The sequence below is a fragment of the Pigmentibacter ruber genome (genome assembly GCF_009792895.1).
Lineage (GTDB): Bacteria > Bdellovibrionota_B > Oligoflexia > Silvanigrellales > Silvanigrellaceae > Silvanigrella > Silvanigrella rubra.
The window spans coordinates 1,236,713-1,262,671 of the sequence record NZ_WSSC01000001.1; the positions used below are offsets into that span (position 1 = coordinate 1,236,713).

At 27.5% G+C, this 25,959-nt stretch carries 20 protein-coding genes; 12 read left to right on the forward strand and 8 right to left on the reverse strand.

The features are described from left to right. Positions 1 to 19 precede the first annotated feature (19 nt). Both GOY08_RS05130 and hemN read right to left on the reverse strand, forming a co-directional pair. Complete coding sequence (locus GOY08_RS05130) at positions 20 to 1,168, reverse strand: hypothetical protein (protein WP_158997766.1); 1,149 nt, start codon at positions 1,166 to 1,168, stop codon at positions 20 to 22. A 215-nt stretch (positions 1,169 to 1,383) separates the two neighbouring features. Continuing rightward, positions 1,384 to 2,739, reverse strand: coding sequence for an oxygen-independent coproporphyrinogen III oxidase (hemN, locus tag GOY08_RS05135; protein WP_158997768.1), 1,356 nt, complete (start codon positions 2,737 to 2,739; stop codon positions 1,384 to 1,386). 206 nt (positions 2,740 to 2,945) lie between these two features. Here hemN and GOY08_RS05140 point away from each other — a divergent pair, with 206 nt between their 5' ends. Together GOY08_RS05140 and GOY08_RS05145 are read left to right on the forward strand one after the other, a co-directional pair. Further along, positions 2,946 to 3,938, forward strand: coding sequence for a S1 family peptidase (locus GOY08_RS05140; protein WP_158997769.1), 993 nt, complete (start codon positions 2,946 to 2,948; stop codon positions 3,936 to 3,938). 122 nt (positions 3,939 to 4,060) lie between these two features. After that, positions 4,061 to 4,639, forward strand: a complete 579-nt coding sequence (locus GOY08_RS05145) for a hypothetical protein (RefSeq protein WP_158997771.1) — start codon at positions 4,061 to 4,063, stop codon at positions 4,637 to 4,639. Here GOY08_RS05145 and GOY08_RS05150 read toward each other — a convergent pair. Continuing rightward, positions 4,629 to 4,889 (reverse strand): GIY-YIG nuclease family protein, encoded by a 261-nt coding sequence (locus tag GOY08_RS05150; RefSeq protein WP_158997772.1) that lies wholly within the window; start codon positions 4,887 to 4,889, stop codon positions 4,629 to 4,631. The genes GOY08_RS05145 and GOY08_RS05150 overlap by 11 nt on opposite strands. A gap of 90 nt (positions 4,890 to 4,979) precedes the next feature. Between GOY08_RS05150 and GOY08_RS05155 the strand changes: the two genes are divergently transcribed. The 3 genes from GOY08_RS05155 (at position 4,980) to GOY08_RS05165 (ending at position 11,092) form a co-directional block, all read left to right on the forward strand. After that, positions 4,980 to 5,768, forward strand: a complete 789-nt coding sequence (locus tag GOY08_RS05155; protein WP_158997773.1) for a type 2 periplasmic-binding domain-containing protein — start codon at positions 4,980 to 4,982, stop codon at positions 5,766 to 5,768. Positions 5,769 to 5,884: 116 nt separating this feature from the next. Further along, positions 5,885 to 6,592, forward strand: a complete 708-nt coding sequence (locus GOY08_RS05160) for a response regulator (RefSeq protein WP_158997775.1) — start codon at positions 5,885 to 5,887, stop codon at positions 6,590 to 6,592. Between the two features lie 432 nt (positions 6,593 to 7,024). Next, positions 7,025 to 11,092: a Pls/PosA family non-ribosomal peptide synthetase gene (locus GOY08_RS05165; protein ID WP_158997777.1), complete on the forward strand. Its 4,068-nt coding sequence runs from the start codon at positions 7,025 to 7,027 to the stop codon at positions 11,090 to 11,092. A 45-nt stretch (positions 11,093 to 11,137) separates the two neighbouring features. Here GOY08_RS05165 and GOY08_RS05170 read toward each other — a convergent pair whose 3' ends face one another. After that, positions 11,138 to 12,343, reverse strand: coding sequence for an MFS transporter (locus tag GOY08_RS05170; RefSeq protein WP_158997779.1), 1,206 nt, complete (start codon positions 12,341 to 12,343; stop codon positions 11,138 to 11,140). 230 nt (positions 12,344 to 12,573) lie between these two features. Here GOY08_RS05170 and GOY08_RS05175 point away from each other — a divergent pair, with 230 nt between their 5' ends. Further along, complete coding sequence (locus GOY08_RS05175) at positions 12,574 to 13,521, forward strand: alpha/beta hydrolase (protein ID WP_235899656.1); 948 nt, start codon at positions 12,574 to 12,576, stop codon at positions 13,519 to 13,521. A gap of 33 nt (positions 13,522 to 13,554) precedes the next feature. Here GOY08_RS05175 and GOY08_RS05180 read toward each other — a convergent pair whose 3' ends face one another. Both GOY08_RS05180 and GOY08_RS05185 read right to left on the reverse strand, forming a co-directional pair. Next, positions 13,555 to 13,929 carry a putative quinol monooxygenase gene (locus GOY08_RS05180; RefSeq protein ID WP_158997783.1) on the reverse strand — a complete coding sequence of 125 codons (375 nt, stop codon included), beginning with the start codon at positions 13,927 to 13,929 and terminating at the stop codon, positions 13,555 to 13,557. A gap of 64 nt (positions 13,930 to 13,993) precedes the next feature. Further along, complete coding sequence (locus GOY08_RS05185) at positions 13,994 to 14,371, reverse strand: DsrE family protein (protein ID WP_158997785.1); 378 nt, start codon at positions 14,369 to 14,371, stop codon at positions 13,994 to 13,996. A 247-nt stretch (positions 14,372 to 14,618) separates the two neighbouring features. On the opposite strand from GOY08_RS05185, the gene GOY08_RS05190 reads away from it, so the two are divergent. From GOY08_RS05190 to GOY08_RS05205, 4 genes are all read left to right on the forward strand, one after another. Next, entirely contained in the window at positions 14,619 to 16,049 is a 1,431-nt protein-coding gene (locus tag GOY08_RS05190) for a DNA-3-methyladenine glycosylase 2 family protein (RefSeq protein WP_158997787.1), read from the forward strand. Between the two features lie 431 nt (positions 16,050 to 16,480). Further along, complete coding sequence (locus tag GOY08_RS05195; protein ID WP_158997789.1) at positions 16,481 to 17,617, forward strand: ubiquitin carboxyl-terminal hydrolase family protein; 1,137 nt, start codon at positions 16,481 to 16,483, stop codon at positions 17,615 to 17,617. 143 nt (positions 17,618 to 17,760) lie between these two features. Continuing rightward, complete coding sequence (locus tag GOY08_RS05200; protein ID WP_158997791.1) at positions 17,761 to 18,243, forward strand: methylated-DNA--[protein]-cysteine S-methyltransferase; 483 nt, start codon at positions 17,761 to 17,763, stop codon at positions 18,241 to 18,243. A 14-nt stretch (positions 18,244 to 18,257) separates the two neighbouring features. Beyond that, on the forward strand, positions 18,258 to 18,983 hold the full coding sequence (locus GOY08_RS05205; protein WP_158997793.1) for a 2OG-Fe(II) oxygenase: 726 nt from the start codon (positions 18,258 to 18,260) through the stop codon (positions 18,981 to 18,983). A 230-nt stretch (positions 18,984 to 19,213) separates the two neighbouring features. Here the strand turns inward: GOY08_RS05205 and GOY08_RS05210 are convergent, their stop codons facing one another. Then, a complete protein-coding gene (locus tag GOY08_RS05210; protein ID WP_158997795.1) occupies positions 19,214 to 20,353 on the reverse strand; it encodes a DUF4189 domain-containing protein in 1,140 nt (379 codons plus the stop codon). Next, complete coding sequence (locus GOY08_RS05215; protein ID WP_158997797.1) at positions 20,322 to 21,200, reverse strand: pirin family protein; 879 nt, start codon at positions 21,198 to 21,200, stop codon at positions 20,322 to 20,324. Before GOY08_RS05215 ends, GOY08_RS05210 begins: the two co-directional genes overlap by 32 nt. Before the next feature lie 229 nt (positions 21,201 to 21,429). Here GOY08_RS05215 and GOY08_RS05220 point away from each other — a divergent pair, with 229 nt between their 5' ends. Together GOY08_RS05220 and GOY08_RS05225 are read left to right on the forward strand one after the other, a co-directional pair. After that, entirely contained in the window at positions 21,430 to 21,714 is a 285-nt protein-coding gene (locus GOY08_RS05220) for a hypothetical protein (RefSeq protein ID WP_158997799.1), read from the forward strand. A 407-nt stretch (positions 21,715 to 22,121) separates the two neighbouring features. Next, positions 22,122 to 25,886 (forward strand): glycine zipper family protein, encoded by a 3,765-nt coding sequence (locus tag GOY08_RS05225; protein ID WP_158997801.1) that lies wholly within the window; start codon positions 22,122 to 22,124, stop codon positions 25,884 to 25,886. Positions 25,887 to 25,959: the final 73 nt, after the last annotated feature.

Consider the following 25,959-nt stretch of genomic DNA (forward strand, 5'->3'; position numbering starts at 1 on the left):
ATAAAAGAGCCCAGATTCATCATAAGTCTGAACAATCTGCAGAAAATTCTTCAACAGATTTTATATTATATACAGAATAATTAGATTTTTGTTCTAAAATATATTCAGACATACCGTAGTGATATCTTTTTTCTGTACCCCAATCATATGTATAGCCCCGACCTGTCCAAGGGCATTCTGTATATCCATCATGTGCAAAGTATCTTTTTAGAAACTGATAAGCTGTCCATTTAGTTAATGTTGAGCTAATAAGTAGGTTGGTAGATATCTTATCATCTTTACTTATTTCTTTCCTTAAAGAAACTTCTCCAATTGGAATTCTATCAATAGTATTACAATTTGCTGCTGTTGGATTCATAAATGTTGAAGCACATGGACGAAAAATTCCAGGTCCTTTAAAGCTTGTAAAAGTGTTATTTGTACCTTGATAATCTATATCAGGTTTAGCTAAAATTGCAGGTACTTTCATAAAGGCAAAAAATCTTGCTGTTTCGTTAGGCGCTTGAGGGGGAATTCCAAGTAACTGACTATATCTTAATCCTAAGTTACGTTTTTCGATACGTTCTTTTTTAATAACATTTTTACAAGTTTCCTTCATATCTGCTGCATTTGTAAACCAAACTTGAATTCCTTTTGGGAGTGAACCACTACTCCCCTTTTTATAAGGATAATTTGTAAAAACTGCAATTTCATAAAAATCCATTTCATTTTTTATTGGCAGGGGTGCAAGTTTTATTGCAGGTAGTTGGTTCCAATTATCCAAAACTCGTTTGGTAGCTTGCATATATTTATCATATTGTACAAAATATTCAACCCAACTACTTTCACTGGTTTTATTATCAATGTCACATTTTAATTGTGGAATATTTGTTGTATTATTAGCGGAAATAATATTTGATTTACCATATATATAGCAAGAAAATTTATTTGTCTTTGTTGTAAAGGTATATTTAAAATATAAAGAGTTATTTATATTAGAATTGCTATTTCCTTTACAAGAGGTTTCTAATATATCAATTTTATTAATTTTACTAGCATATTCTTTAATTAAATTGATATCACTAATGTTGCATGACGGATTTATTTCAAGAGAAAATGCATTATTTGAAAAGTAACTTAAGTTTATTAAAGATATTAATAATATATTTTTAGCTTTATAAATAAACATTCCAATTTCCTTTTTATTATTTATTCTTTTAATTGATCTACTAGTTGTAATTTATATTAACAGAGTTGAAAAGTAAATTAAAAATCTAATTATTTAATTAATACAATAAAATTGAAATTATTTTTTTAAAAAAGAAAAAGTATAAATTATTTTTAAATAAAATTAAATTATAAAAAATCTAACTTTAAATATTTAGAATATTAAATGCTAAATATTTAAATGCTTTGACTGTAAGAAATTACTTTTTTTACTTGAGTATATTGATCAAAAGCAGAGCATATATTTCTTAAAAAAGTTAAACCTAACTCTGTTACTTGTATTGTATCATTACTAACATGTATTAAATTATCAAATTCATATGTTTTTAAATTTTTAATAATTTGTAACTTTAGATTGTTATTTAAAGGGAATTCATTAAATGAAGTTTTGTGATAACAAGCTAAATTTAAAATATGTTGTTTAATCACCAAATCATTTTCATTCATAATATATCCAGATTCAAAATTAAAGACTTCTTTTTTAGTCATTTCCATATAGTCAGAAAATGATTTTTTATTTTGCACATAAAATAAACCAAAATCACTGATTGCAGATACACCAATTCCTAAAAGCACTGAACTTTGTTGTGTAGTAAATCCCATAAAATTTCTATGCAATTTTCCTTGAATTGCACTTAAATATAAGGAATCTGTTTTTAATGCAAAATGATCAAATCCTAAACTGAAGTAATTATTATTAGTTAGTGAGTCAAAAGCTGTTTTGTAAATCAAATACTTTTCTTTTCCAGCCGGTAAAAATGTTTTATTTAGCTTATTTTGACTTGGTTTTAACTGAGGAACATGAGCATAACTATAGAAAGCTATTCTATCTGGATTTAATTTATATACATTTTGAAGAGAATTTAGGACAGTATCAGATGTTTGTCCTGGAAGTCCATAGATGAGATCAAAATTTACTGATTTAAACCCAATATTTCTTGCATAAGAAATACAAAATTCAATATCTTTAAAAGACTGTTCTCTGCCAATTATCTTTTGAATGTCTATGTTGAAATCTTGAACTCCAATACTTACTCTATCAAATGAAAACTCTCTAAGCACCATAAAGTGTTCTTTATTTGTTACTTTTGGATGTACTTCTATACTAAAATCATGATTATCAGAAACTTCTATTCTTTTAAAAATTTCAGAAAATAAATACTTTAAATTACTTGGCGAAAAAAATGTAGGAGTACCTCCACCTAAATGTAGTTCCTTTAATTTAACTGGTCTATTCATAATAGCAAGATAATTATCAAATTCTAAAAGAAGTTTTTTGATATAAGGCATTTCTAATTCATGATTTTTTGTTATTACTTTATTACAACCACAAAAATAGCAAAGAGACTCACAAAATGGAAGATGGATGTAAAGAGATATTTCAAGCTCTTTTTTATTTGAAAAATTTAAATGAAAATTATTTAGAAATTCATTTTGCGAAAAGTCTTTTTTCCAAAAAGGATAGGGTGGGTAGCTTGTATATCTAGGAACAGGAAGGTCATATTTTAAAAAAAGTTCATCGCTTGGTATCATATCCTAACTCCTTAGTATCTACAAAGTACACATTTTTCATAACTAACTTTTTAACAGAAAGAAATAATTATTTTCGTAAAAAAATTTTGAATAAATTTCAAATATCTAGTAATATTAAAATAATAAAACATTATTGAGATTCATTTTCAACAGATCAAAAAAACGAGATCATCTTATTTGCTTGTAAAATTTAGAGAGGAGTTTAAATGAGAAAAATATTATTCATTATTCTTCTTTTATTAAGTGTGTCTTGTCAAAAAAGTTCCCAAGATACTCCAGTTAATATTGTAAATTATTCTGGGCCAAGTTCATGTAATTTAATGAATAAAGATTTGAAATTAAAACCACAAATTGTTGGAGGTAATCCAGCTACAGATTCTAGCATTATCACAGGTTCTAATACTGTAGCTATTATTTTGAATGATTTTAAAAATGCTTCTAAAAGAATTATTTGTTCAGGAACAATTGTTCAGAGTAATTTAATATTAACGGCAGGGCATTGCTTTGATGATGTAAATATAAATTCAACTTCTCCTGGTGTTGTTGTTTTTGCAGATTCTTTTCAAAACTATAATGCATCTCAGGCTTTAAATATAAGCTGTTGGCAAAGACCAGCAAATTACAAACCATGTCTTTCTGGTAGCTCTTATGATTGTATTTTAAATGATATTGCTTGGGTAAAAATAAGTGGTAGCATACTTCCTAATTACAATATTGTTCAAGTTCTAAAAGATCCTCTGACAATATCAAGTACGGAAACAAAATGGATGGCTGGCTATGGGAATCAGAGTGATTCGGGTTCTAATAATACTTTAAAAAATGTAGTTACGTCTATTCCATCAAATGCAAATCCAGATTCTCCTCCCAATGGAGCAATTCAAGAATTTAACTCAATTACTTTTGCAAATGCGTATCAATTATATCTGACTGTTATAGGGCCTAATGCAGGTAAGGGAACTTGTGCAGGTGATTCAGGAGGTCCAGTATATGTCCAAAGAAATAGCAATTATGTATTAGCAGCAATTACTCAGGGAAGTAATAACTTACTATCACCACACCCCTTGAACTCTTCTCCACCTTATCGTTTTGATACAAGTAACTATGCTAACTGCCAAGATGGGTATGGGGTCTATACAACTATTGGGAATTATATTAATTGGATTCAAGCATCTAGCGGTATTACAATAATTGCTTATTAAGTTTCAATTTTTTTTTAAGGAATCAGACAAAAAAAAGAGCTTTATTCCTTTATTCTTTTTTAAAAATTAGGTAAATACTAATAAAATAGTATAAAATTACTATTATTGTATTGGTGACAAATATGGAAAACGATATAAAATTAAATGATATTATAGATGATAGTCTGAAGAGGAAATTTTACGAAATATGTTTTGAATTTAAAGCACTAAATTATTTTAGCTACATAAATACTAGTTTTTTGAATATAGAAACTAAAGAACTAAATTTTTTGCATATTGATTTAAATAAATATCTTGATTTTTATCGAAATGAAAGATTTATTTTAATTGATCCTGTTATGGATTTAATATTTTATACAAATAGGGACATAATTTGTTTTGAAGAGTTAAATTATAAAGAGCTGGTAAATGAAAATGGTAAAATATATAAGCCAGGTAAAATAATTAACGCATATAAAGCAAGTAGTAAATATTGTATGTTAAATGGTTTTTATACAGTTTTACGGTTAAAAAGAAAGTATATGATAACTGGTTCATACGGAATTCAGTCAAAAAATTTTAAAATAGAAAAATTTTTTGACAAAAAATATGCGGAAGGGAAATGGTTTGCTGAATATACTAAACAAATAAATTTTCTTCTTTTAAATGCAATAAATAAAAGAGAATTTGAAGAGAATAGTTTTAATAAAATTATTCATTAGAGAAAATATAAATTAATTTTAATTTTTCTTTTTTAGACATTTTTTTAATTTCTATTTCTTTTTTTGTAGCAGATGATCTATCTTCAAAACTTTCTTGATAAACTACTTTTTTGGGAGGACTTAACGCAAAAAATTTTGCTCTTTTTTTAATAGACAATTGATGTTCTTTAAAACGCCTATTAATATCTGTGGTAATTCCTGTGTAAAGTTTGCCAGAAATTGTTTCAATAATATAAACTTTCCAAGTCATTTCTACTCTTAAAAAGGGTCTATTTAATAATTGAATTAAGCATGCTATGCTTTCTTCAGTGAGATTATAAATTAACTGTAGGAATATAGTATGTCAAATTTAAGATACATGATTGTTTTCCTTTTTGTTTTCTTTTTAACTTCAGCTAATGGTTTGCAAATTAAAATATGCGCTGATGATTTTCGAAGTGAGCTAAGACTCAAAAAGAATGTAGAAAATATTAGTATAGATATTTTAAAAAAAGGAATTTTAGAATTAAATAAAGAAACAAGTGTTTTGCTTGTTCTTGAATATTTACCTCTGCCTAGATGTCTTGATTTGTTGAAAAAAGGAAAAATTGATGGTGCTTTAAATTTATCTTACAATGAAGAAAGAGCGAAATTTTTAGAATTTCCACCAGGATCGGGACCTGAAGAATGGGGTGTTTGTACATCTTCTTATAAAGTAGCATGTTCAGGATATGTCCTAATTACTTTAAAATCTAACCAATATAATTATGATGGAGATAAAAAAACATTTCCTAAACCAGTCAGAGTCGTAAGAGGATATTCAATAGAAAAAGAATTAAAACCCATATACCATGAAGATTTATATGTTGGTTTGAGTAATATAAGTAATATTAAACAAATGATTGAAGCAAAAAATGGGTCAGTTGTTGCAAACTTTACTTTTCCAATAAATATCGAAAAATTTTATGAAGTATCTGATCAATTAAAAATTCATACTAAATACATTACAATGCGGTCATATTACATTCCATTGGCTAAAAACTCAAAACTTTCTAAGGAATTCCGTGAAAAATTTTGGAAAGCCGTCAGTTCTGTGGCAAATGATACTGCGGTTATAAATGAATTGCTAAAGTCCTATTCAAAAAATTGATACAATTTTAATGCCATCTTTTAACCTTTTCATTTCATATGCTATAATAATATAAAATACGAAAAAATGTTTGAGTTTTGTGAAATTCAAAATGTTAACAATTGGAAAAGAATTATATGTACAATTCAGATATAGTTTTTGAAGAAAATCGATATGGAAAATTAAATGTGCTACTTGTTGATGATCAATCAATGGTAGCTAATTCTCTTGCTACGGCTCTTTTACATAATGGATTTAATGTAAAAGTAACGGATAAAATTGATGAAATGAAAAAAATAGTCAATTTAGAAAAAGTCGATGTTGTAATTATGGAGTATGCATATAAAAATGGTCAAGGGATTGAAGAAATAAAAAATACGAAATTAAAAAGTAAAAACGCAAAAATAAAATTTATTGTTACAAGTAATGATTCGCGCCATGAGATTAAAGATAATGCTCTTAACCATCAATGCGATTTATTCATTTTAAAACCATTTTCTATTCAAGACTTATCTGCTGAAATAAAAAAAATAGCTAAACTAGAATACAGAAAATCTGAGCGTGTGAAATGTTATATTCCTTTTAATGTACTTAAATCTGCAAATAATTATGATACATTTGCAACTGATATTTCTGTTGATGGAACACATCTTTTAGATAATGACAAAATTATTAGTCCTAAAATTGGAGAAGAAATTGAACTAAAATTCACAATACCAAAAATATTAGAAGAAGTGAAGTGTAAAGCATTAGTTGTACGATTATCAAATAATGGATTTGGACTACAATTTAAAGACCTTGATCAAATAACTAAAAATAAAATAAAATTGCATATTATTCAATAACGTAATAGAGCATCACTAATGTTTGAGTATTTTGATAAAACTAAGCAAAGTTGTTATTTAGAAAACCATAACCAAAAATATCCCTTTTTAAGAAAAAAACGGTTTTAAAATCATAAGTATCAAAAAATTACCAAAATCTGATACAAATCATTATTCTATGCTAAGGAACTCTAAATAAATATAAAAGTAAGTTAATAATTTTATATTTAATTACTTTTGTCCATTGAAATAATAACAATAAATTATTAAAATGAAATTTATATTTCTAATAAGGAGTCATAATATTCAAAATATCTTCTAAATTTATAATTTAATTTCAATATAATTTGTTATTTAAATAAAAATTTAATTTTTATTAACTAGCTTGACTTAAAAAATCTTTAATTTAAATTTATATCTTACAATATAATTATTTTAAAAAGGGGCTATTTTATGAGTTCCATTGAAAATTCAATGACTCCAAAATTAGAAGAAGTTTTAGATCAAAATATTTTTAATGATAAAGAATTTGGGGATTATTTTATTCGTGGAGATCAAAATTTTACATTTATACGCAATGAAACACTTTCCGAAATATTTGCTCAAACTGTAGAAAAATTTCCTAATAAAATAGCGCTTATCTTTAAAGATAAAAATTTAACTTATTCCCAACTAAATGATAAAGCCAATTGCGTTGCAAAAAATTTGCATAAAATAGGAGTTAGAGAAGGCGATATTATTGGCCTATGGCTTCCTAGAGGATTAGATTTATTAATACTTCAATTAGGTATAATTAAATCGGGTGCTGCATTTTTACCATTTGATTCTGAAGCTCCTTTTGAAAGAATTTCAATTTGTATGAACTCTTCAAATGGAAAACTACTTTTAACAGATGAGGATTGGATAGAGCGTTGCAATAATTTAAAGCAAAAAACTCTAGGTCACTTAGCTGTCCAACAAAAGCTTGAAAACTATTTTATACCAACAAGAAATTCTGATCCTTCGCAAATTGCCTATATAATATATACATCAGGTTCTACAGGAATTCCTAAAGGAATTATGATTTCACAAAAAAATATTTGTCATTTATTAAGAAGTGAAAATGATGTAATTAAAATAAAAAGTGATGATAAAGTTTATCAAGGTTTTTCTTTGGCTTTTGATATGTCCTTTGAAGAAATTTGGATCAGTTACTTAGTTGGAGCAACTCTTTGGATAGCACCTAAAGAGTTATCTGTTGATCCAATAAATCTTCCAATTATTTTAGAACAAGAAAAAATTACAGTTTTGCATATCGTTCCAACTTTGCTTGCTTTATTCATACATAAAATTTCTTCTTTAAGAATAATAAATCTTGGTGGAGAAGCTTGTCCACCAAATTTAGCTGAAAAATGGATTCATGAAAATTGCAAAGTATATAATAGTTATGGGCCGACTGAAACAACAGTGACAGCTACTATTGAAGAGTTAATTCCAAATAAAAAAATTACAATTGGAAAACCAATTCCAAATTATGGAATGTGCGTGATTGATGAAAGTAATAATGTTTTACCTTTCAATAATACTGGTGAGTTGTGTATTTTTGGACCTGGTGTTTCATTAGGATATTTAGCTAATAAAGAATTAACCAAACAAAAATTTATAGATAATCCTTCGGCAAAAAATGAAAATGAAAAAATATTATATCGATCTGGTGATTTAGCATTTATTGATGAGAATGAAAATATTCATTTTTTAGGAAGGATTGATGATCAAGTAAAAATAAGAGGATTTAGAATTGAGCTTGGAGAAATAGAATCAACACTGCAAAAAATTCCAAATATAGCAGCTGCTGCAGTTGTCTTGATTCGTGAAAATGATATTGAACAATTAGTTGCTTACTTGGTAAGTAATAATAAAAATATTTACAATTCATCTGAATTAAGACAATTATTGCAAAGAAACTTACCTACATATATGATTCCTAATTCATTTATATGGCTTACAGAAATGCCAAGACTGTCTTCTGGAAAAATTGATCGAAAAGAATTAAAAAATAAACCACTTCTACATGGAGAAGATGACATCAGAAACTTTCAGCCTAAAACAAAAGGGCAGGAAGTTCTGTTAAATGTTTTATTGAAAATCTTTCCTAATCAATCTATACAACTGCAATATGATTTTTTTACAGATTTAGGGGGGCATTCTTTACTTGCAGCAAAGCTAATTTCTGAATTACGTAAAACGGATGGTTTGGCAAAAATATCAATTCATAAAATTTATGAATTTAGAATAATATCAAAATTAGCAGAATATTTAGAAGAAATATTACAACAAAAGCAACCTGAAAAATTTTTGAAAGACAAAGTAATTAATAAATATAGAGCATCACATAGATATATTTGTGGATTAATTCAAGGAATTTTATTGCCATTTTTGATAATTCTTAGGGTCTTAAACTGGTTGTTACCATTTTTTGCTTTTCACTATATGACAGGAGATCATGAAGATAGTATTGTATTAGCGATATCTGCTTCTTTAGTTACGTTCATTATAACTCAATTATTAACTTTCTTAATTGTTATTGTCTTTTCAAGAATTATCCTTTATAAAATAAAACCTGGTAAGTATCCTTTATGGGGGAAAACATATTTACGCTGGTGGATAGTTGATAAATTGTATCATGTAGCTCCAGTTTATTTATTATATGGCTCAATTAATTACTCTTTATATTTAAAATTATTGGGTGCAAAAATAGGTAAAAATGTAATACTCTCGTCAGCTAATTTAAGGTTTCCAAAATTTATTTCATTAGGTAATAGAGTAAGTATAGGATCATCAGCGTCACTTGAAAATGCGCGAGTTGAAAATAATGAATTGATATTAGGCTCTATATCAATAGAAGAATCTTCTTCCATAGCTGCATATTGTGTTGTTGAGGGAAATACTGTCATAAAGAAAAATTCTTATCTTTCAGGATTATCTGGTCTATGTGAAGGTTCTATCATTAAATCAAATGAGTTTTGGGATGGAAGTCCTGCAAAGAAAATAAAAAATTACAATTCTCCCGAGCCGCCAAAAGATTCAAATTTATTTCAAAGAATGAATAGTTATTTTGTTTATGGAATTGGCTCTATTACAATTTCTATTTTGTTTTTCTTACCAATTTTTCCAACTTTTGTTTTAATTGATGAGTTTGATAACTTTGGATTTTGGCAAAGAACTGCATCACAAAGTTTGCTAAAGATAGTTTTGAAATATTTTATATTAGTATTTATTGCAAGTTCACTTTTAATTTTATTTACTGGTTTATTCATTGGTTTTATTCGCTCATTTTTAATTCCGAAATTAAAGCCAGGAATTTATTCCATCTATAGTTACTCATATTTTATAAGATGGATTGTAAATCAATTTCAAGAATCAAGTTTAAATGTATTTCAAGGTATTTTTGCAACAATTTATGCACCATTTTGGTTCAAGATATTAGGTGCAAAAATTGGGAAAAAAGCTGAAATATCAAATGTAATGGGTATTGTCCCTGAATTTTTAGATTTAGGTGATGAAACATTTATTGCAGATGCTGTTATGTTAGGGAGTTCAGAATTAAATAATGGTTGGATGTATTTAAATAATACTAAAATATCAAATAGGAGTTTTGTTGGTAATGGTGCTTATGTGCCAAGTGGAACTCACTTACCAGAAAATATGTTAATTGGAGTTCAATCTAAACCACCTGAAAACCATTTAATGAATACAGGAGATACATGGATGGGGTCTCCTCCCTTATTGCTTCCTGCACGTGAAACATTTTCTGGTTTTCCCGATTCACTGACTTTCGATCCTTCTTTTTATAGAATATTTTGTCGTGGTATTGTTGAAGCATTTAGAATTATTTTACCATTTGTTATAACAATAACCAGTGCGTATTTAATAATAAATTATGCTATGCCTTTATCACCAATTCACACCTTTGTTTACTGGTTCGAAGTTTTATTTGATTTAAGTTTTGCAAGTTTTATTTACGGAATAAGTACTTTTTTTATAGTATTTATTTTAAAATGGATTAGTATAGGTCGTTATAAACCAAGAGCAGCACCAATGTGGTCATTTTTTATTTGGCGTACTGAAGCTATTACAAGTATTTATGAATCTATATGCGTTCCAAATTTTTTAAATTTTTTGCGAGGAACACCATGGATTTCGTTTTTTCTGAGATTACTTGGTTGTAAAATTGGAAAAAATTCTTTCATTGATACAACTAATATAACAGAATTTGATTGTGTTAAAATTGGTGATCATTGCGTATTGAATAATAGATGTGGACCACAAACTCATTTGTTCGAAGATAGAATTATGAAAGTTGGGATAGTTAATATCGAATCTAACGTAACATTGCATTCTCGATGTACAGTATTGTATAATGCTAATATTGGGCAGGGAGCTCGTTTAGGGCCTCTTACTTTAGTCCTAAAAGGAGAATCTATTCCTGAAAATACTGAATGGATTGGTGTTCCTGCCCAACCGTGGAATGTTTTTGTCTAGTGAATAATTCATTTCTTAAAAAAGTGAATCATATTCCTTTTGTTTTCAAATAATTTTTTTTCTTTCTTTTGTGTAATTTAAATAGAGAAAAATTGTTATAGAAAAGCAAAGTAAGCTTCCAAATAAAATATTTGAAAATAATTTTACATTTTTTATATAATTTGAAAAAAATTCCACACTCATACTTAAAATTATCATGTTAATAAAACTAAATAGTGCAGTCATAGCTGTTTTTGGATATGCATATGAGTATAATATTGTTCTAATTAAAGGTGAACTAATACAACCCAACCCAAAAGTATAAATACTTAATAATATCATAATTAACTCAATATTAATTGCTAAATAAAATGTTGTAAAAAATAATGTTAATAAACCTGAAAAAATAATAAATGCAGAAATGACAATAATATCTCTTAAATCAAATTTCTTTAACAAAAGTTGTAATAAAGTCGTTCCTGCAATAAATCCTCCAAAAATCGGGAATTGAAAAAAACCATATTTTATAAAAGAGATTTTTTCATTTTGAATTAATAATATAGGTGAAACTGAAATCCATAAAATTAATGGGAATTGGGCAAAAGTAAAAGTTAAAACTCCAAAAAGAAACCTATTTTGTAGCAGTATTTTAGTATATAATTTTATTCCATCCTCAATAAAGCTGATATTATTTTTTAGTACGTTATCTTTTGGGAAAGAAAAATATAGGCCTATAAAAGCAATTGTTGCTAAAAATGTAATAAAAATATTTATGCCTCGCCAATGAAAAAATTGTAAGTAAAGACTGCCAATTAAAGGACCAACTAAAGGAGCTAGAATGCTTACTGAAGTCATAAAAGCAATAATTTTCACTGCTTTTTTTTCTGGGAATGTTTCTTGGACAGTGGCGTAGCCTATAGCACTAATAAATGCAATACCAAGTCCTTGAATTATTCTTGCAAGCAAAAACTGGTAAATGTTAAGTGCTATTGAATTTAACATACACCCTAGAATAAAACTCATGATACCATATAACAGTAGCTTACGTTTTCCATATTTTTCAGCAAAGTAACCAACAAATAATTGAAGGCATGATCCGCCAAAAATATATAAACTCAATGCGCTAGGGATATAACTATTATCAACTTTAAAATCTTGGATGACATAAATCATCCCAGGCATGATCATATCATTTGAGATATAAACACTAAATTCGTATAAAACTAAGAAGTAAACAAATAAATACGACACATTAGACACGTTTTTTGACATGAAAAGTCCTTATAAATAGTATTAAATTTTAAAATATTTAAAAAAGGAAAATTTAGTAATGTCGTCGTGTTAAAGTGTATTTCATCTTCATCCTAAAACTAAGTATACAGAAACATTTTCTTTTATAACAACGAATTTATACTTGCAAGTTTAAAATTTGTATAATCAATTAAGTCTTTCAAAAAAAAGGGGAGGGCTTTAAAGTGAAAAATGGAGGAATAATTTTGAATATGATAAAAACTGTTTTCCTTAAATGGTTGCCTTTAAGCGTGGCTATCCTTATTCAAGGCTGCAATCATCTATTTTATTTTCCTGATAATAAGATGCGAATGGAACCAACAAAGATTAATTTGAAATATGAAAATATTTTTATAAATGTTGATAATGAAACTAAATTAAATGGATGGTTATTAAAAACAAAAAAAATAGATCCTTTAGGATTAATCGTGCATTTTCATGGAAATGCGGAAAATATATCTACACATTTTTTATATTTATCATGGCTTACTGAATATGGGTACGATGTATTTATTTTTGATTATAGAGGATATGGCCTATCAAATGGGACTCCTAATAAAGAAATAATTTATAATGATTCAATTGAAGTTTTAAAATGGATTTATAGTAATAATACTGCTAAAAATATTTTTCTTGTAGGACAGAGTTTAGGAGGAGCCATTGTGATTCCTGTGATTGCAGAAAATCCTAATAAAAATATTCGCGGAATTGTTTTGGATAGTACATTTTCCTCTTATCGAAGTATTGCAAAAGACAAACTGAGTTCAATTTGGTTGACATGGCCTCTTCAATGGCCATTAAGTTTTTTAGTTTCCGACTCATATAGCCCAATTGATTATGCAAATAAAATAACAGTTCCTGTTTTAAATTTTCATAGTGAAAATGATCCTGTTGTTTCTTATTCGTTGGGTAAGGAGTTATATGCAGCTTTTCCAGCACAAAAAGAAATGAATACCCTTTTGCAAAATGATCACTGTGGCGCTTTTGTTATGAAAGAAGATCAATATAGAAGAAAAATGTTAGAATTTTTTTGTTTGAATTTGATAGAAAAAAACAAGATTTGTCAGAACGAGTTAGTAAACTTAAAAAATATTAGAATTAAAAATTCTATTGATATTTACAATGAAAATGTAAGTAAATTTGCAGAAAATAATAAATAAGGGTTAAATTAATTTAACCCTTATTTAAATGCATTATTTTGGTTGAGCAGACATAATAATATCAACTTTTTTTACTTCTAGAGGAAAGAAAAGATCAGGTTTAGCAATTACTGCTTTAGGAATGTCGCCAGCAATATGTACATTTCTGCCTTCTTCAGTTGTAAAAGTATCAAAAACATAGAATGTTTCTTCATTTAATTTAACAAAGTACCAAGTTTTAGTTTCTTTTTCATTAGCAACAACTTTCAATGGATTTGCACTTGCCAAGTAATCTAAAGCTTGTTTTCCTTTCCCTGGTTTTGCTTTTACTGTAACAATAAGAGCTTTCTTTAGATCTTGATTAGGAGTTACTGAAAATGCGTTAAGACTAATGAATAAAGCAGCGAACGAAGTTAATAATGTTTTCATAATGTGTTTCCTTAGAAAATAAAATAATATAAATACTTAAAAAATCTCAAAATAAAAAATCAAATTAAAATGTAATTAAAGTTTTTCCTTGAATTAATAAGCTTGCTAGACTAGTAGCTCCTCCTATACTAGGAATTTGAAATTGATCAATTAAATTAATCCCATATTTTTCAACATCTTCTTTTGCATTAAAAACTGTAGCACAAGCTTTTGATGCCCCAGTGATATTTGTTTTAACTAGTGTATATAATTCGTGTGCTGGATGATTGGAATCTTCTAAAGCAGCAATCCAACGTGTTCCAGCACCTTGAAAATATATTTCAAAGTCTTGTCTTTGTGTCTTTAAGTCGGCTGCTAGAACAAGAGCGTTAAAAATTCTCCCTAAAGATTCATCTCCAGGACTTTTTGGATCATTAAATATAACAATAGAAATTTGTGACATGGGCTTCTCCTTTGTAAAATCACTATACCAAACGTTCGGTATAGTGATTTTTAGCTGAGCAATTTAAATAAGTCAACCTTTTTTTCAAAAAGGAAGCAGTGTTTTTATTATATAATAATTACAAATAGTTAAATTGAAATAAATTTCATTTTTTAGAGAATTTAAAATGTCTTGCTATCTTTTTAGCAGAAAGTTAATTTTTGGATGCAGTTTTAGTTGGGTGTGCAAGAGAGTTAAAGGATATAAAATGTTGCAGCAAGAAGCAGGGTATCTTGCAATAATATCTAAAGATTCAAGATTTGATGGGAAATTTTACTTTGGTGTAAAGACCACTGGAATATTTTGTCGTCCCATATGCCCAGCGACACCAAAAATAAGCAATATTAAATTATTTTCTTCTATTGAAGAAGCAGAGCGTTTTGGATTTCGTCCTTGTTTGCGCTGCCAACCACAGAAAAAGTATGAAGATTGTCTAGAAAATGGAAATACATTTTTGACAAAAGCACTTAAAAAGCTGCAATCTATTGAGATATTTGACTTTAATGAAGAAAACTATGCATTAGAATTGGGCTTTACAAAACGACATGTAAGAAGGGTGTTTACTAATATTCTAGGAAAAACTCCTGTCCAATTAATACAAGAATATCGTTTATTAATAGCAAAACAACTTATTTCAAAAAGTTCAAGTAACTTAACGACAGTAGCTTATCATTCAGGCTTCCAGTCATTGCGTCGATTTAATTCCTCAATTAAAGAGAAGTATCAAATGTCCCCGTCTGAAATTAGAAAAAATTGTGAAGTAAATTCTAGTGAATCTTTTGAATTTCTTTTGTCATATCAAAATCCGTATGATTTTAAATCTTTATTAAACTTTTACCGCTCACATCAAGTGGGAAAGTTAGAAGAATTTACCGAGAATTCTATGAGTAGAATTTATCAAATAAATGGAGAAATTGGGAAATTAAGTGTAGAGCATATTCCTGAGAAGTCCTCTTTATTACTAAAAATAATTTGCCAAAATATTTCGGTCATTCCAATAATTATTGAAAATGTAAGGTCTATGTTCGATCTTCAATTTAATCCAGAATATCTTAAAAGTTCAATCAAGAAAGTACCAGAACTTTCTTCTATTTTGGAAGAGTTCCCTGGCATACGCTTGCCAACTGGCTGGGATGCTTTTGAGGTAGCAATAGCCACTATTCTTGGACAACTTGTTAGTGTTGAACGCGGGAAAAGTTTAGTTGCAGATTTAGTGAATTTATTAGGCAATGAATCGGGATTTTATGCGGATGATGCTCCAATAAAACTATTTCCCACTCCAATACAAATTTTACAAGCAGATTTGACAAAATTAAAAACAACGGGTCGTAGGAAACAAACTTTAAAAGATTTTTGTAATGCAATTATCAAAAATGAAATTCATTTAGAATCAACACAGTCTATAAAAGAATTTTCTAATAAATTAAAAAAGATTAAAGGAATAGGCGATTGGACTGTTGATTATATTTCCCTAAAAGCTTTAAAGGACACTAATGCTTTTCCTGCTACAGATCTTATATTAGCCCGTACTTTACAAAGTTATTCGCTTGAAAAAATTAATGAAGTCTCACCTTGGCGTGGATATGTTGCTGCTTTATTATGGAAGAAATTTGAGAAAAGTAAAAAAAATATTTTATAATAATATTTTCTATATAATCTTGTCAAATGTGCTATAATTTGTGTTTTAATAATTATAATAATAATTATAATTATTGGATTAATCCGAAAATATTATTTTAAATTCCGCTATTTATCACTTTAAGACTTATTTAATGTAGAATAAGTTAATTAATTTAAACATCTGCTAAAAATGATGATTTAAGAGCTAAAAAATATTTATGCCAAAAAAAAATGTTTAGTTCTAAAAATTTAAATATTTATATAATAATATTGTTTTATTTTACGTTGAAAAATGACTTCTATAGGGGTATCTAATATTTTAATTTATTACTCAAATTTTTTTATTACATATGTCTTTATTGATCTAATTAAATAATTAATTTATATATTATTTTCAATTAATAAGATTTTATTAAATCTTAATTTTAATTTGACAAGGAAATTCATCTAATGAGTATAAAACATAAATTAATATTTACAATTATTTTTGGAATAAGCCTAATATCTTGTAATAAAACAAGTAAAAAGCATGAGAGTTCTAGTGCAAGGGAAATTCCACCACGCCAATCACAAACAGAAGTTCAAATTACAACCAAACTTCTTTCAGAAGCAGTTGGAACAGAAAATTTAGGCAATACATGCTTTGCTAATTCTGTGCATAAATTGCTTTGGTCTTATTTAAGAAAAAGCAATTTTCCTTTAAATAATAATTTACAAAGGGAGTTTTTTGCTTTTATGGAATCGTTAAGTATGAAAATGGATGCAGTATATCATAATCCTTCTAACGTTGAGGTCTTAAATAGTAAAGATCCATTTTTCCGAGAAGCGTTATATAAAATATTTACTGAAATAACACAAACTCTTTTATATAGAACAGGTTCAGGGTCAATTAATGGTCTTGTGATCACAAAAGACCAAATTGATGCAGATGAATACTTTAGACTTCTTTCAGGATTTTTTGAGCTTAATGAAACACCAGAATCATTTTATGTATCATCGCAAATTAAGTTAAAAGATGGAACATTAAAACCTATTTATACTGAATCATTAGTAAATGGTAAATTTACTAAAAACATCTATTATCCTATTAATTTAATAAAAAATATTAATAATATTAATGATTTAATAAATCATAATTTAAAAGAAACTATAGATGGTTTCTTTGATAGTGATACAGGAATAACACAATCTGTTGAAAAACAAACTTATTTTACATTAGATGATTTGAATAAAGCTCCAAATAGAATAATTTTAACTTTAAAACGTTTTACGCAACAAGGCGCTAATTTAGTTAAAAATACTGATATTGTTACTTTTCCTGAAGTTTTTCCTATTCATTTTTATTCATTGAAAGACAATTTAAAATCGACAACTCAAAGAGCTTATGGCGTTAAAGCTGTGATAATACATCATGGTACATTAAATGGTGGTCATTATTATGCCTATCTAAAAGAAAAAAATAAATGGTACAAACATAATGATTCCGTTGTGAATGAAGTAAATACATCCGCAGATATTACTGCAATGAATAATGATATTAGTCAATTCGGATACTTATTTTTACTTGAACAAGATTTGAGCATTTAAGACTGACTTCGTAAAGAATTCTTCGTCTTTTAAATTAATTTTAATTAAAAAATGATGATGTCCTGTTTTGGCGAGCAATTTATAAGAATATAATTTAAAAAAGACTTCTACCTTGTAAAGTTTTAGAAAAGGTTGGAGATAAAATGCAGGTAAAACAGAAAAAAATAACAACAAACCTTTGTGATCTTTACTTAGTTGGATCAACAGCAGGTCTTCAGGGGGTTTATTGGTCAGAGCAGCCAATAAATTCTGGAGAAAATATAATTAATAGTTATATTAATGAAATATTAGAAGAAACAGAACGCCAATTACATGAATATCTTACTGGTAAGAGAACAACTTTTAATTTAAAGCTTGATATTATAGGCTCTCAATTTCAAAAACAGGTTTGGGCTCAGTTGGTTAAAATTCCTTATGGAACAACCATTTCCTATAAAAAGCTCGCTCAAAATTGCGGAAATATGAGTGCCAGTAGAGCTGTAGGCAATGCAAATGGAAAGAACCCTTTTTGTATAATTATTCCATGCCATAGAGTGATAGCATCTGATGGATCTCTAGGAGGATTTTCTGGTGGATTACACATTAAAAAAGCCTTACTAGATTTAGAAAAAAAATTTAATTTTTAATTTGAAGAGAAATTATGACCCTAAGTAACAAAGTATTGAATTTAAATTGGAATTTAATAAATGAAAAACTGTTAAATAACGGATACTATTTGCATCAGCAGTTTTTAACCGCAGTAGAAAGTCAGAAATTTAAAGACTTCTATCAAAAAGATGAATTATATCGTTCAACAATTGTCATGGAAAGATATCAATTTGGTAAAGGAATATATCGTTATTTTAAATATCCTTTGCCAAATACTATTCAAATACTAAGAGAAGTTATTTATTCACAGCTTGTGAATACTGCAAATGAATGGAGTAAACGAAATAAATATGATTATATTTATCCAACAACTTTAAATAGCTTTTTAAGTGAAACATCAATTGGAAAGCAAACTAAATCTACTCCATTAATTTTAAAATACAAACAAGGTGATTATACATGTTTGCATCAAGATATAGCTAGTTCAAATTTTTTCCCTTATCAAATTGTTTTTGGGCTAGATCAGCAAGGTGTTGATTACGAGGGTGGATATTTTATATTAGTGCAACAAAGACCTCGAATGCAAAGTATTCCCCGTGTAGTGACTATTCCAAAAGGAGGTTTTGTCATATTTTCTTCAAATTATCATGCTGAATTAGGGAACAAAGGTTTTTATCGTACTGTCTTTAAACATGGAGTTAGTGAAGTAACACAAGGGGATAGAATGACATTGGGGATACTTTTTCATGATTATCAAGTTGAAAATTCATTACTATAAGTAATATTCTATATCTGGAATTTTAATGACTCTATTGTTTTTTTTAATATTCAGAAAAGTTTATAATATTGTTTTTTTGAAATTATTTCTAAACTTGAATTTTCCATAAATGCTATCCTTTTAAATAAAATATTGAAATCTATTAAATAAATTTTAACAATAAATTAGAGCTAGCTAAATATTCAAATATAAAGTAACATATTTTTTACTTGAATGCTATATACTAATAATCATAATGAATGAATTATTTTACAATCAGATTTGTTATATTGTTTACAAATTTCTAGCGCTTTTGTAATTGCATCCTCTTTAGAGTATTGATTTGCACTTTTTCCATAGCTTCCTTTATCGCCAATTGCAAAAGCTTTATGAGGTGCATCTTCTAAATATTTTGAGAATATTTCTTTGCTATGTGCATTATATAGATTTGGATTTTGATCTAAATTTTCTTTTTGTTTATTTATCACAATGTTTACTAATTTGAAATTATTTTCATTAAGAAATTTTTCAACTATTGGTTCCCAAATCTTCATTCCCTGATTAAATAAAAAGTGTCCGTCTTCACCAAACGAAGGTGTGATTACTAATTTAGCATTACCACCATTTTTATTAAAAGCGTTTAAGAGTTCATTGGCTAATTCAGGAGAAAAATATTGATCATTTTCTGCATAAATCCAAAGCATTGGAATTGATGTTAATTTTCCTAATTCTTTAAATGCTGATATTAACGTATAATCTCCTCCACAAATTTTTCTTGGCGCATAAGATCCATTTCCACCAGCAAAACTTAAAGTCAATTTAATTTTTCCGACATTTAAATCCAGAGGGAAAGCTGCTAATCCTATAGAAGCTAACCCCCCTGTTGAAGCACCAACTGCTATTGTATTATTTGTGTCAAATTGAGGTAAAGTAGATAAATACAATAAAGCCGCTTGTAAATCATTTACAGCTTGTTTAGTTGTTAAAAGATATGCAGGACTTTGACATGAAAAGTTATTATATTTTCCAATTCCACCCCCAGAATGTCCAAAACCCGAACGCATAACAACTGCAACCGAAAATCCTTTCTTTGCAAAATACATTGCTTGTTTAAAAAATCCCATTGCTGTTCTTTTAGGGATATCGTTATGATCTCTTGGAGTCCCATGTGTGATGAGAACAGTGGGATGTTTTCCTGGGATATTTGAATATATTAATAGAGTTTCTAATCCTTTTTCGTTTGTACCAGGAGCGGGGATTTGTATCTGCTCCCAAATAATTTCTTGGGCTTGAATCTTAGTTATATAAGATAAACTAAAAATACTAACGTAGAATAGAATAAAATAATATATTATGTATTCAAAAATTATAATCACTTGGTAATGGAACATACTCTAATTCTCCTGGTATTGATCCCATTTTTTGATTTTTCCATTTTTCGGCAGCTTCTTTAATTAATTCTTTTCTTGTAGCAACAAAATTCCACCAGATATGTCTTTTTTCGGGATATGGGGTTCCTCCAAAACAAACTAGGATGCTACCTTGTTCACCTTCAATTTGAATATCGTTAGGATTTTCTAAAATAATAAGGTCATTTGCTTTTAGATTATGCGTATTTATTTTAGCATGTCCATTTGCTACTAAGATACCAAGTTCTTTGTAAGGGAATAATAATTTTTCGGTGTTATTTTTTTTGCATTCAATAATGCAATACAACGTTTCTGTAAAAGTTTTAACAGGAGATTGAAATTGCTCATATCTTCCAATTAGTAAATGTACATCTAAGGTTTGATTTAGTGTAAATTTTGGAAGTTTATCTTTTGGATAATTAATAAATTGCGGTTCGCATTCTTCTTCTTCTTTAGGAAGTGCAATCCAAATTTGGAGCATATGAATTTTTTTTGTTTGATCTTTAGGAATATGTCTACTTTTTTCGGCATGCACGATTCCTTTTCCAGCAATCATTAAATTAATGTCACCTACATTTATTTGTTGTTTATTTCCAATACTATCTATATGAAAGCCTTCACCAGCTAAAAAATAAGTAACAGTCATTAATCCAATGTGTGGATGTGGTAAAACATTAATATCATTTTCTAAATTGTATTCAATAGGACCCATATGATCTACAAAGACAAAAGGGCCAAGATACCTTTTTTTTGAGTGTGGTAAACATCTTGTAACTGTAATGCTCCCTATACTTTTAGAAATTCCTTGAATTATGTAATCACCTGTCATGTCATTTACCTTTGTTATATTAAAAGCTTAATTTTTATGCTAATATAATTAACAAGCAATAAAATTAAAAACTGAATATTTGTAATTATATATCTTTTAAAATTACTTTTTTAGATAAGTCAATAATTTATCTTTTTATGATTCTATTTAACTTTATAATGTTTTCTGCTAAGAAAATTTTTGCAAATTTTAATTTGCACAGAAAGTTCATTAGAAGAATGGTGTAGAAATGGTTATAAGTAAAAAAAGTGTGATTAAACAGAAAGATAAAAAAGATAATGCTATAATTCCCCAAAAAGATAAAACTAGTCTTATCAATTTTAAATTTCCTCTTATCGAGCTGATACTTGACTATTTAAAAATAAATCAAATGGAAATAAAAGATTTTTGTAAGAAATTTAAAATAACTCAAAAGGAATTTTTAAGTTTGATAGATCCTGTATGTGATGTTCCTTTTTTATTAGTTGCAGATATAGTTGAAAAAATGGGCTATGATTTACGAATTGAACTTTAATTTGTGATTTATTTCTTTTTTAAAAATTAGATATTTTATAAACCAATATTGTTATATTTTTTGAAATTTAAAATTTAATAATATTAAGGTAAAAATTTAAAATGGAATTAAATAAGCAAAAATGAAGCTCAAAGTTAAATAAAATACATATTATTGTTTTAGTCTTTTATTTATAACGAAAAAAATAAGATAGATCAAGCAAATTTAGATTGAATAATAAAAAAAAATATACTAAAAAATAATTATTGGTGCGCTATCTCTTTTCTTTCTGAAAAGTTTTTTAGAAAGAGTTTGTTCAATGCTCTTGATATAGATTTTTGATAATTATAAAAAATAGAAAACTAGATAAAAATTTATTTCACTTTTCTGTATTTTTTTAAAAATTAAATCTGTGAAAGGATTTGTAAATGACTCAGCCAGAGAACGAAATACATGACGCTGGTGCTTCCGGAAGAGAAGCTTCAGAAAGCTCTAACTCATTAGATTTATTGACAACTTTGTTTGAAAATTCTGATCAACAAATCCCTTTTTCAAATGAAGAAAGCGATTTAGCTGTTGCACGAAGTCTGGTTGCTGAATATTTTGCTCTTGGAAAACAAGAAGGAGAAAATTTAAAGAAGCTCATGGCATCTAGGGTTGGCTACAAGTCTATGATACTTGCGAGCTCAGGATCAGGTGCTGCTGGTGGTGTCATAGCAAATTTTGTAAGTCCTCAACAGCTGGCGGCCACAGCTGGGGGAGCCATTGGAACTGCAGTTGCAGGGCCTGTAGGAGCAGTTGCTGGCTACGCGGTTGGAAATACAATTGGAGCGCTACCTGGAGTACAAACTACTGCACACGCTTTAATGGGAGCTATGTCTGGGTTTCTCCTTGGCTCGGCTGTCTATATGCTTCAAGCAACTAGAACAAAGTGGGTGAGTCTAAAAAAATTCCGTACCTTTATGGATTATGACTTATTCAAATGGGAAAATCAGTGTTTCAGAACTCAATCCGTACAAATACAAGCTGGAGTTGAGATTTTAGCCCAGTATTTAAAAGCAAAATATTCAGGAAAATTTGGCAATACAAAACTTCTTTTAATTAGTTGGAGAAATAGTGAAAATGGATTTTATTTAGCAAATGCGTATGTTAAAGTCCTATTTATGTTACTTCTTTCAATTGATAAAATGCCTAGCTCAGTAATTCTCTCTATTTTAAATTATGTTGAAAAAGAATTAGAAAGCGAACAAATATCAGCAAAATTGCCAAGTGACTTTAAAAAAGTATATCAAAGCTTTAAAGATAAAATCACAAAGTATGTTGAAAACAGAGTTTATAGTGAGACTATTGTGGAAAACTTGGGAAGTATTTTACTTTCTGGATCTTCAGCAATTACACCAATAATGCCCTGGATTTATTCAAGCTTACTTGGTACAGATCAAGAATTAAAATTTTATGATTCTGATGATTTTATTAAAAGAATTGAAAATGATTCTGTTAAATCAGTTTCCTATCGTATCTGGTCTGACTTAAGTATTTTGAAAGTAAATGAAATTAAAGATTCAAAAGATTTACGTCTTGAAAGCCTTGAAAAGAAAATTGGTAAAATATCAACTTTAATAAATGAATTAAATAAAGTTAAATTAAATAGCAATGGTATTGAAGAAATTCCAAACGATGATAGTGTTTTAAAAGTTGAGAAAAAAGTAAATAAATTATTTGAATATGCACATGATTTTTTAAAGCATAATTTTAACAATAAAGATAAGCAACTGGAAAAAATTATTTCTCTTACCCATCAGCTTGTAAAATTAGAAGATCCTAAACAAAATTCAGTAAGTTTTGCCCAAAATGTTTGGGACAAAATGTTTGAATGGTGGAACTCTCAGCATAAGATTAATGAAAAAGCTTCAGAATCAAGCAGTAAATTATATAATGGACTGATTAAAATTAATTCAGAACAAAAAATATTGACTAAAGATGAATTTAAAAATGTTGTAAATATTTGTTTTGCGATTAAGAGGGAATTTGATAAAAACACTAAGCTTAAAGAAAAATACTCACAAGAATTTTCTAAAAATGAACAAAATAAAAAACGCGAATTTGTTTTTGCTAGAAAAATAGATAGTTTTTGTGAACTTGTTTTATATGTTGAAAGAGTAAGTACATTCATGCTGAAAGATGATAAACTAGATAAATTATCTGTTTACTCATTTTTTGGACTTTGGAGCGTTTACAATATTGTTCTGAATAAATACTCTGTAGATATTCCAGATGAAGTATTAAGATCATTTCAAGATAAAAATTTAGCAAATAATTTTAATTCCGATGAAAAACTGAAAAGATACTTTTTGATGCCTTATGAATCCTTTTCTAAATTCCTACTTCCTGGATTTAAAAGAGATTACTTTAATAAAAATTCTTCTGATTTTTTTAGATTGTATTTATTTTATTTATCAAATTTAATTAACTTAGTTTCAGAAATTCAATATCATACTGAAGCGCTTAAATTTAGTAAATTGCTTATGGCTATGTATGGAGAAGAAGATACATCAGTCTTTTTTGCTATGGTACCTTTAAGTATATTGAAAGATAGAACAGAATTACTTTTATCCATGATGAACGAATTTTCAAATCATGTTGAAAGTTTAAATAAAAGTTATCTTGAAGAAAAAAACAGTAGCTGGTCAAATATGATAGGATTGTATGATTTCTTATTTGGAAAAAATACTGGTTTTTATCAAAATTTCACCAAAAGATATACTGAATATAAAGACAGAGTGGTTATTTTTAAAAGAAATATAGACTACTCTCTATCTCTACTTGAGCAAAAAAGTAGAGCAAAAAATGAAACTAAGCCTATAAATGAAAACTTGGCAAGAAATACGGATAAATTTTTTAAATATTCACTGGATTTATTCTTAAAGTATTTAAAAAGCGTGAATTCTAATACTAAAGATAAAAATTATTCAGAAAAACTTGAATTACAAATAATGGACTTACAGGAAAGACATGAAAGTTTTATTTCTGATAAAGCTTTAATGCTTGGTGTTATTCCAACATTTAAAGTTATTGAATCTAATTCAACAGATATGAGTAATGATCAAATTCATTCTTTTATTATGAGCTTTTTTAAACCTGATAAATTTAAAATTCCTTTTAAAGCATATGAGATCAGTAAAAAACAAAATGCAGAGAATAGTATCTCTCAAATTCTCAAAAACTTTTTAAATAGTGATGAAGCAAAAGAAATTTTAAAAGAATGTATAGAAAAAATTAGAGATAGTTCTTATTTTAAATCATTTGGTTATAATTTTTATAAAAGAAATTCTTTATTTGATATCACCAGAAATGATTATATGTTTGAAAGCGCTGAAATTAGAATAAGTTCATTAGCTATTTATTTCTCTAAATTTGAAAAAACTACAAATATACAGCTTTTAACAAATCATGAACATGCAAATGCAAGCCAAAATGAAAATTTAAAATTATTAAAAGATAGTGGTTTAGCTGATATTAATCTTGAGATTGAAAATGTTGAAAATGAATCAAAAAATCAAGCGTATTTAACTTATCTTTTATTCTTTTCATTTGCTATGTATCCCGCTAACCATGAGACTATTTTAGAAAGTTTTTATTCAAGTAGCAATTCTGATAAAGAAAAACTTGCTTTTATCCAATCTGTTTGGGGATTATTTGGATTATTTTTAGCATATATGTTTGATGGAACAAGAGAAAAGTATCAAAAAATAAGTTATGGTTATCAACAAGAAAAAGTAACTAGAAAAATAGAAGAAGCTCAAATTGCTTCTGTAAAAGATAAAAATTTATCGCTAGAAAAGAAAAAGTTTCTCCAAGAAAAAATTGAATATAAAAATCAAATGGAATTAGAAAGAAATGCTCTTGAACAAACACAGACATCCACATATGCAAAAATTTCATTAGGTATTCAAGCCGAAATATTAAGATTGGAAAATACAGACAAAGGAAAATTTCTTAAATCTGAGTTTGAAAAAATTGACAGAGAAAATTCCATAAATTTAATAAACAAGTTAAGTAAGGTACTAAATCAACAAAGAAACTTCTTTTCTTTTGGTGCAACAAAATCATATACTAATATTATGACATTAGCGCAAAAAAATGGTATTTCACAAATGGATTTAGCAAAGGAAGCTGCAAAGGAAAAAGTTTAAAAAATGTATAGTTTTTTATTATTGCAATGATAATGAGAGCCTATTTTAGATTTTCATCAAATTTTGCGATGAT

Excerpts from the sequence above, each read along its gene's own strand:
- GOY08_RS05130 (WP_158997766.1), bottom strand. The coding sequence starts at position 1,168 with ATGTTTATTTATAAAGCTAAAAATATATTATTAATATCTTTAATAAAC.
- hemN (WP_158997768.1), bottom strand. The coding sequence starts at position 2,739 with ATGATACCAAGCGATGAACTTTTTTTAAAATATGACCTTCCTGTTCCT.
- GOY08_RS05140 (WP_158997769.1), top strand. The coding sequence starts at position 2,946 with ATGAGAAAAATATTATTCATTATTCTTCTTTTATTAAGTGTGTCTTGT.
- GOY08_RS05145 (WP_158997771.1), top strand. The coding sequence starts at position 4,061 with ATGGAAAACGATATAAAATTAAATGATATTATAGATGATAGTCTGAAG.
- GOY08_RS05150 (WP_158997772.1), bottom strand. The coding sequence starts at position 4,889 with ATGACTTGGAAAGTTTATATTATTGAAACAATTTCTGGCAAACTTTAC.
- GOY08_RS05155 (WP_158997773.1), top strand. The coding sequence starts at position 4,980 with ATGTCAAATTTAAGATACATGATTGTTTTCCTTTTTGTTTTCTTTTTA.
- GOY08_RS05160 (WP_158997775.1), top strand. The coding sequence starts at position 5,885 with ATGTACAATTCAGATATAGTTTTTGAAGAAAATCGATATGGAAAATTA.
- GOY08_RS05165 (WP_158997777.1), top strand. The coding sequence starts at position 7,025 with ATGAGTTCCATTGAAAATTCAATGACTCCAAAATTAGAAGAAGTTTTA.
- GOY08_RS05170 (WP_158997779.1), bottom strand. The coding sequence starts at position 12,343 with ATGTCAAAAAACGTGTCTAATGTGTCGTATTTATTTGTTTACTTCTTA.
- GOY08_RS05175 (WP_235899656.1), top strand. The coding sequence starts at position 12,574 with ATGATAAAAACTGTTTTCCTTAAATGGTTGCCTTTAAGCGTGGCTATC.
- GOY08_RS05180 (WP_158997783.1), bottom strand. The coding sequence starts at position 13,929 with ATGAAAACATTATTAACTTCGTTCGCTGCTTTATTCATTAGTCTTAAC.
- GOY08_RS05185 (WP_158997785.1), bottom strand. The coding sequence starts at position 14,371 with ATGTCACAAATTTCTATTGTTATATTTAATGATCCAAAAAGTCCTGGA.
- GOY08_RS05190 (WP_158997787.1), top strand. The coding sequence starts at position 14,619 with ATGTTGCAGCAAGAAGCAGGGTATCTTGCAATAATATCTAAAGATTCA.
- GOY08_RS05195 (WP_158997789.1), top strand. The coding sequence starts at position 16,481 with ATGAGTATAAAACATAAATTAATATTTACAATTATTTTTGGAATAAGC.
- GOY08_RS05200 (WP_158997791.1), top strand. The coding sequence starts at position 17,761 with ATGCAGGTAAAACAGAAAAAAATAACAACAAACCTTTGTGATCTTTAC.
- GOY08_RS05205 (WP_158997793.1), top strand. The coding sequence starts at position 18,258 with ATGACCCTAAGTAACAAAGTATTGAATTTAAATTGGAATTTAATAAAT.
- GOY08_RS05210 (WP_158997795.1), bottom strand. The coding sequence starts at position 20,353 with ATGTTCCATTACCAAGTGATTATAATTTTTGAATACATAATATATTAT.
- GOY08_RS05215 (WP_158997797.1), bottom strand. The coding sequence starts at position 21,200 with ATGACAGGTGATTACATAATTCAAGGAATTTCTAAAAGTATAGGGAGC.
- GOY08_RS05220 (WP_158997799.1), top strand. The coding sequence starts at position 21,430 with ATGGTTATAAGTAAAAAAAGTGTGATTAAACAGAAAGATAAAAAAGAT.
- GOY08_RS05225 (WP_158997801.1), top strand. The coding sequence starts at position 22,122 with ATGACTCAGCCAGAGAACGAAATACATGACGCTGGTGCTTCCGGAAGA.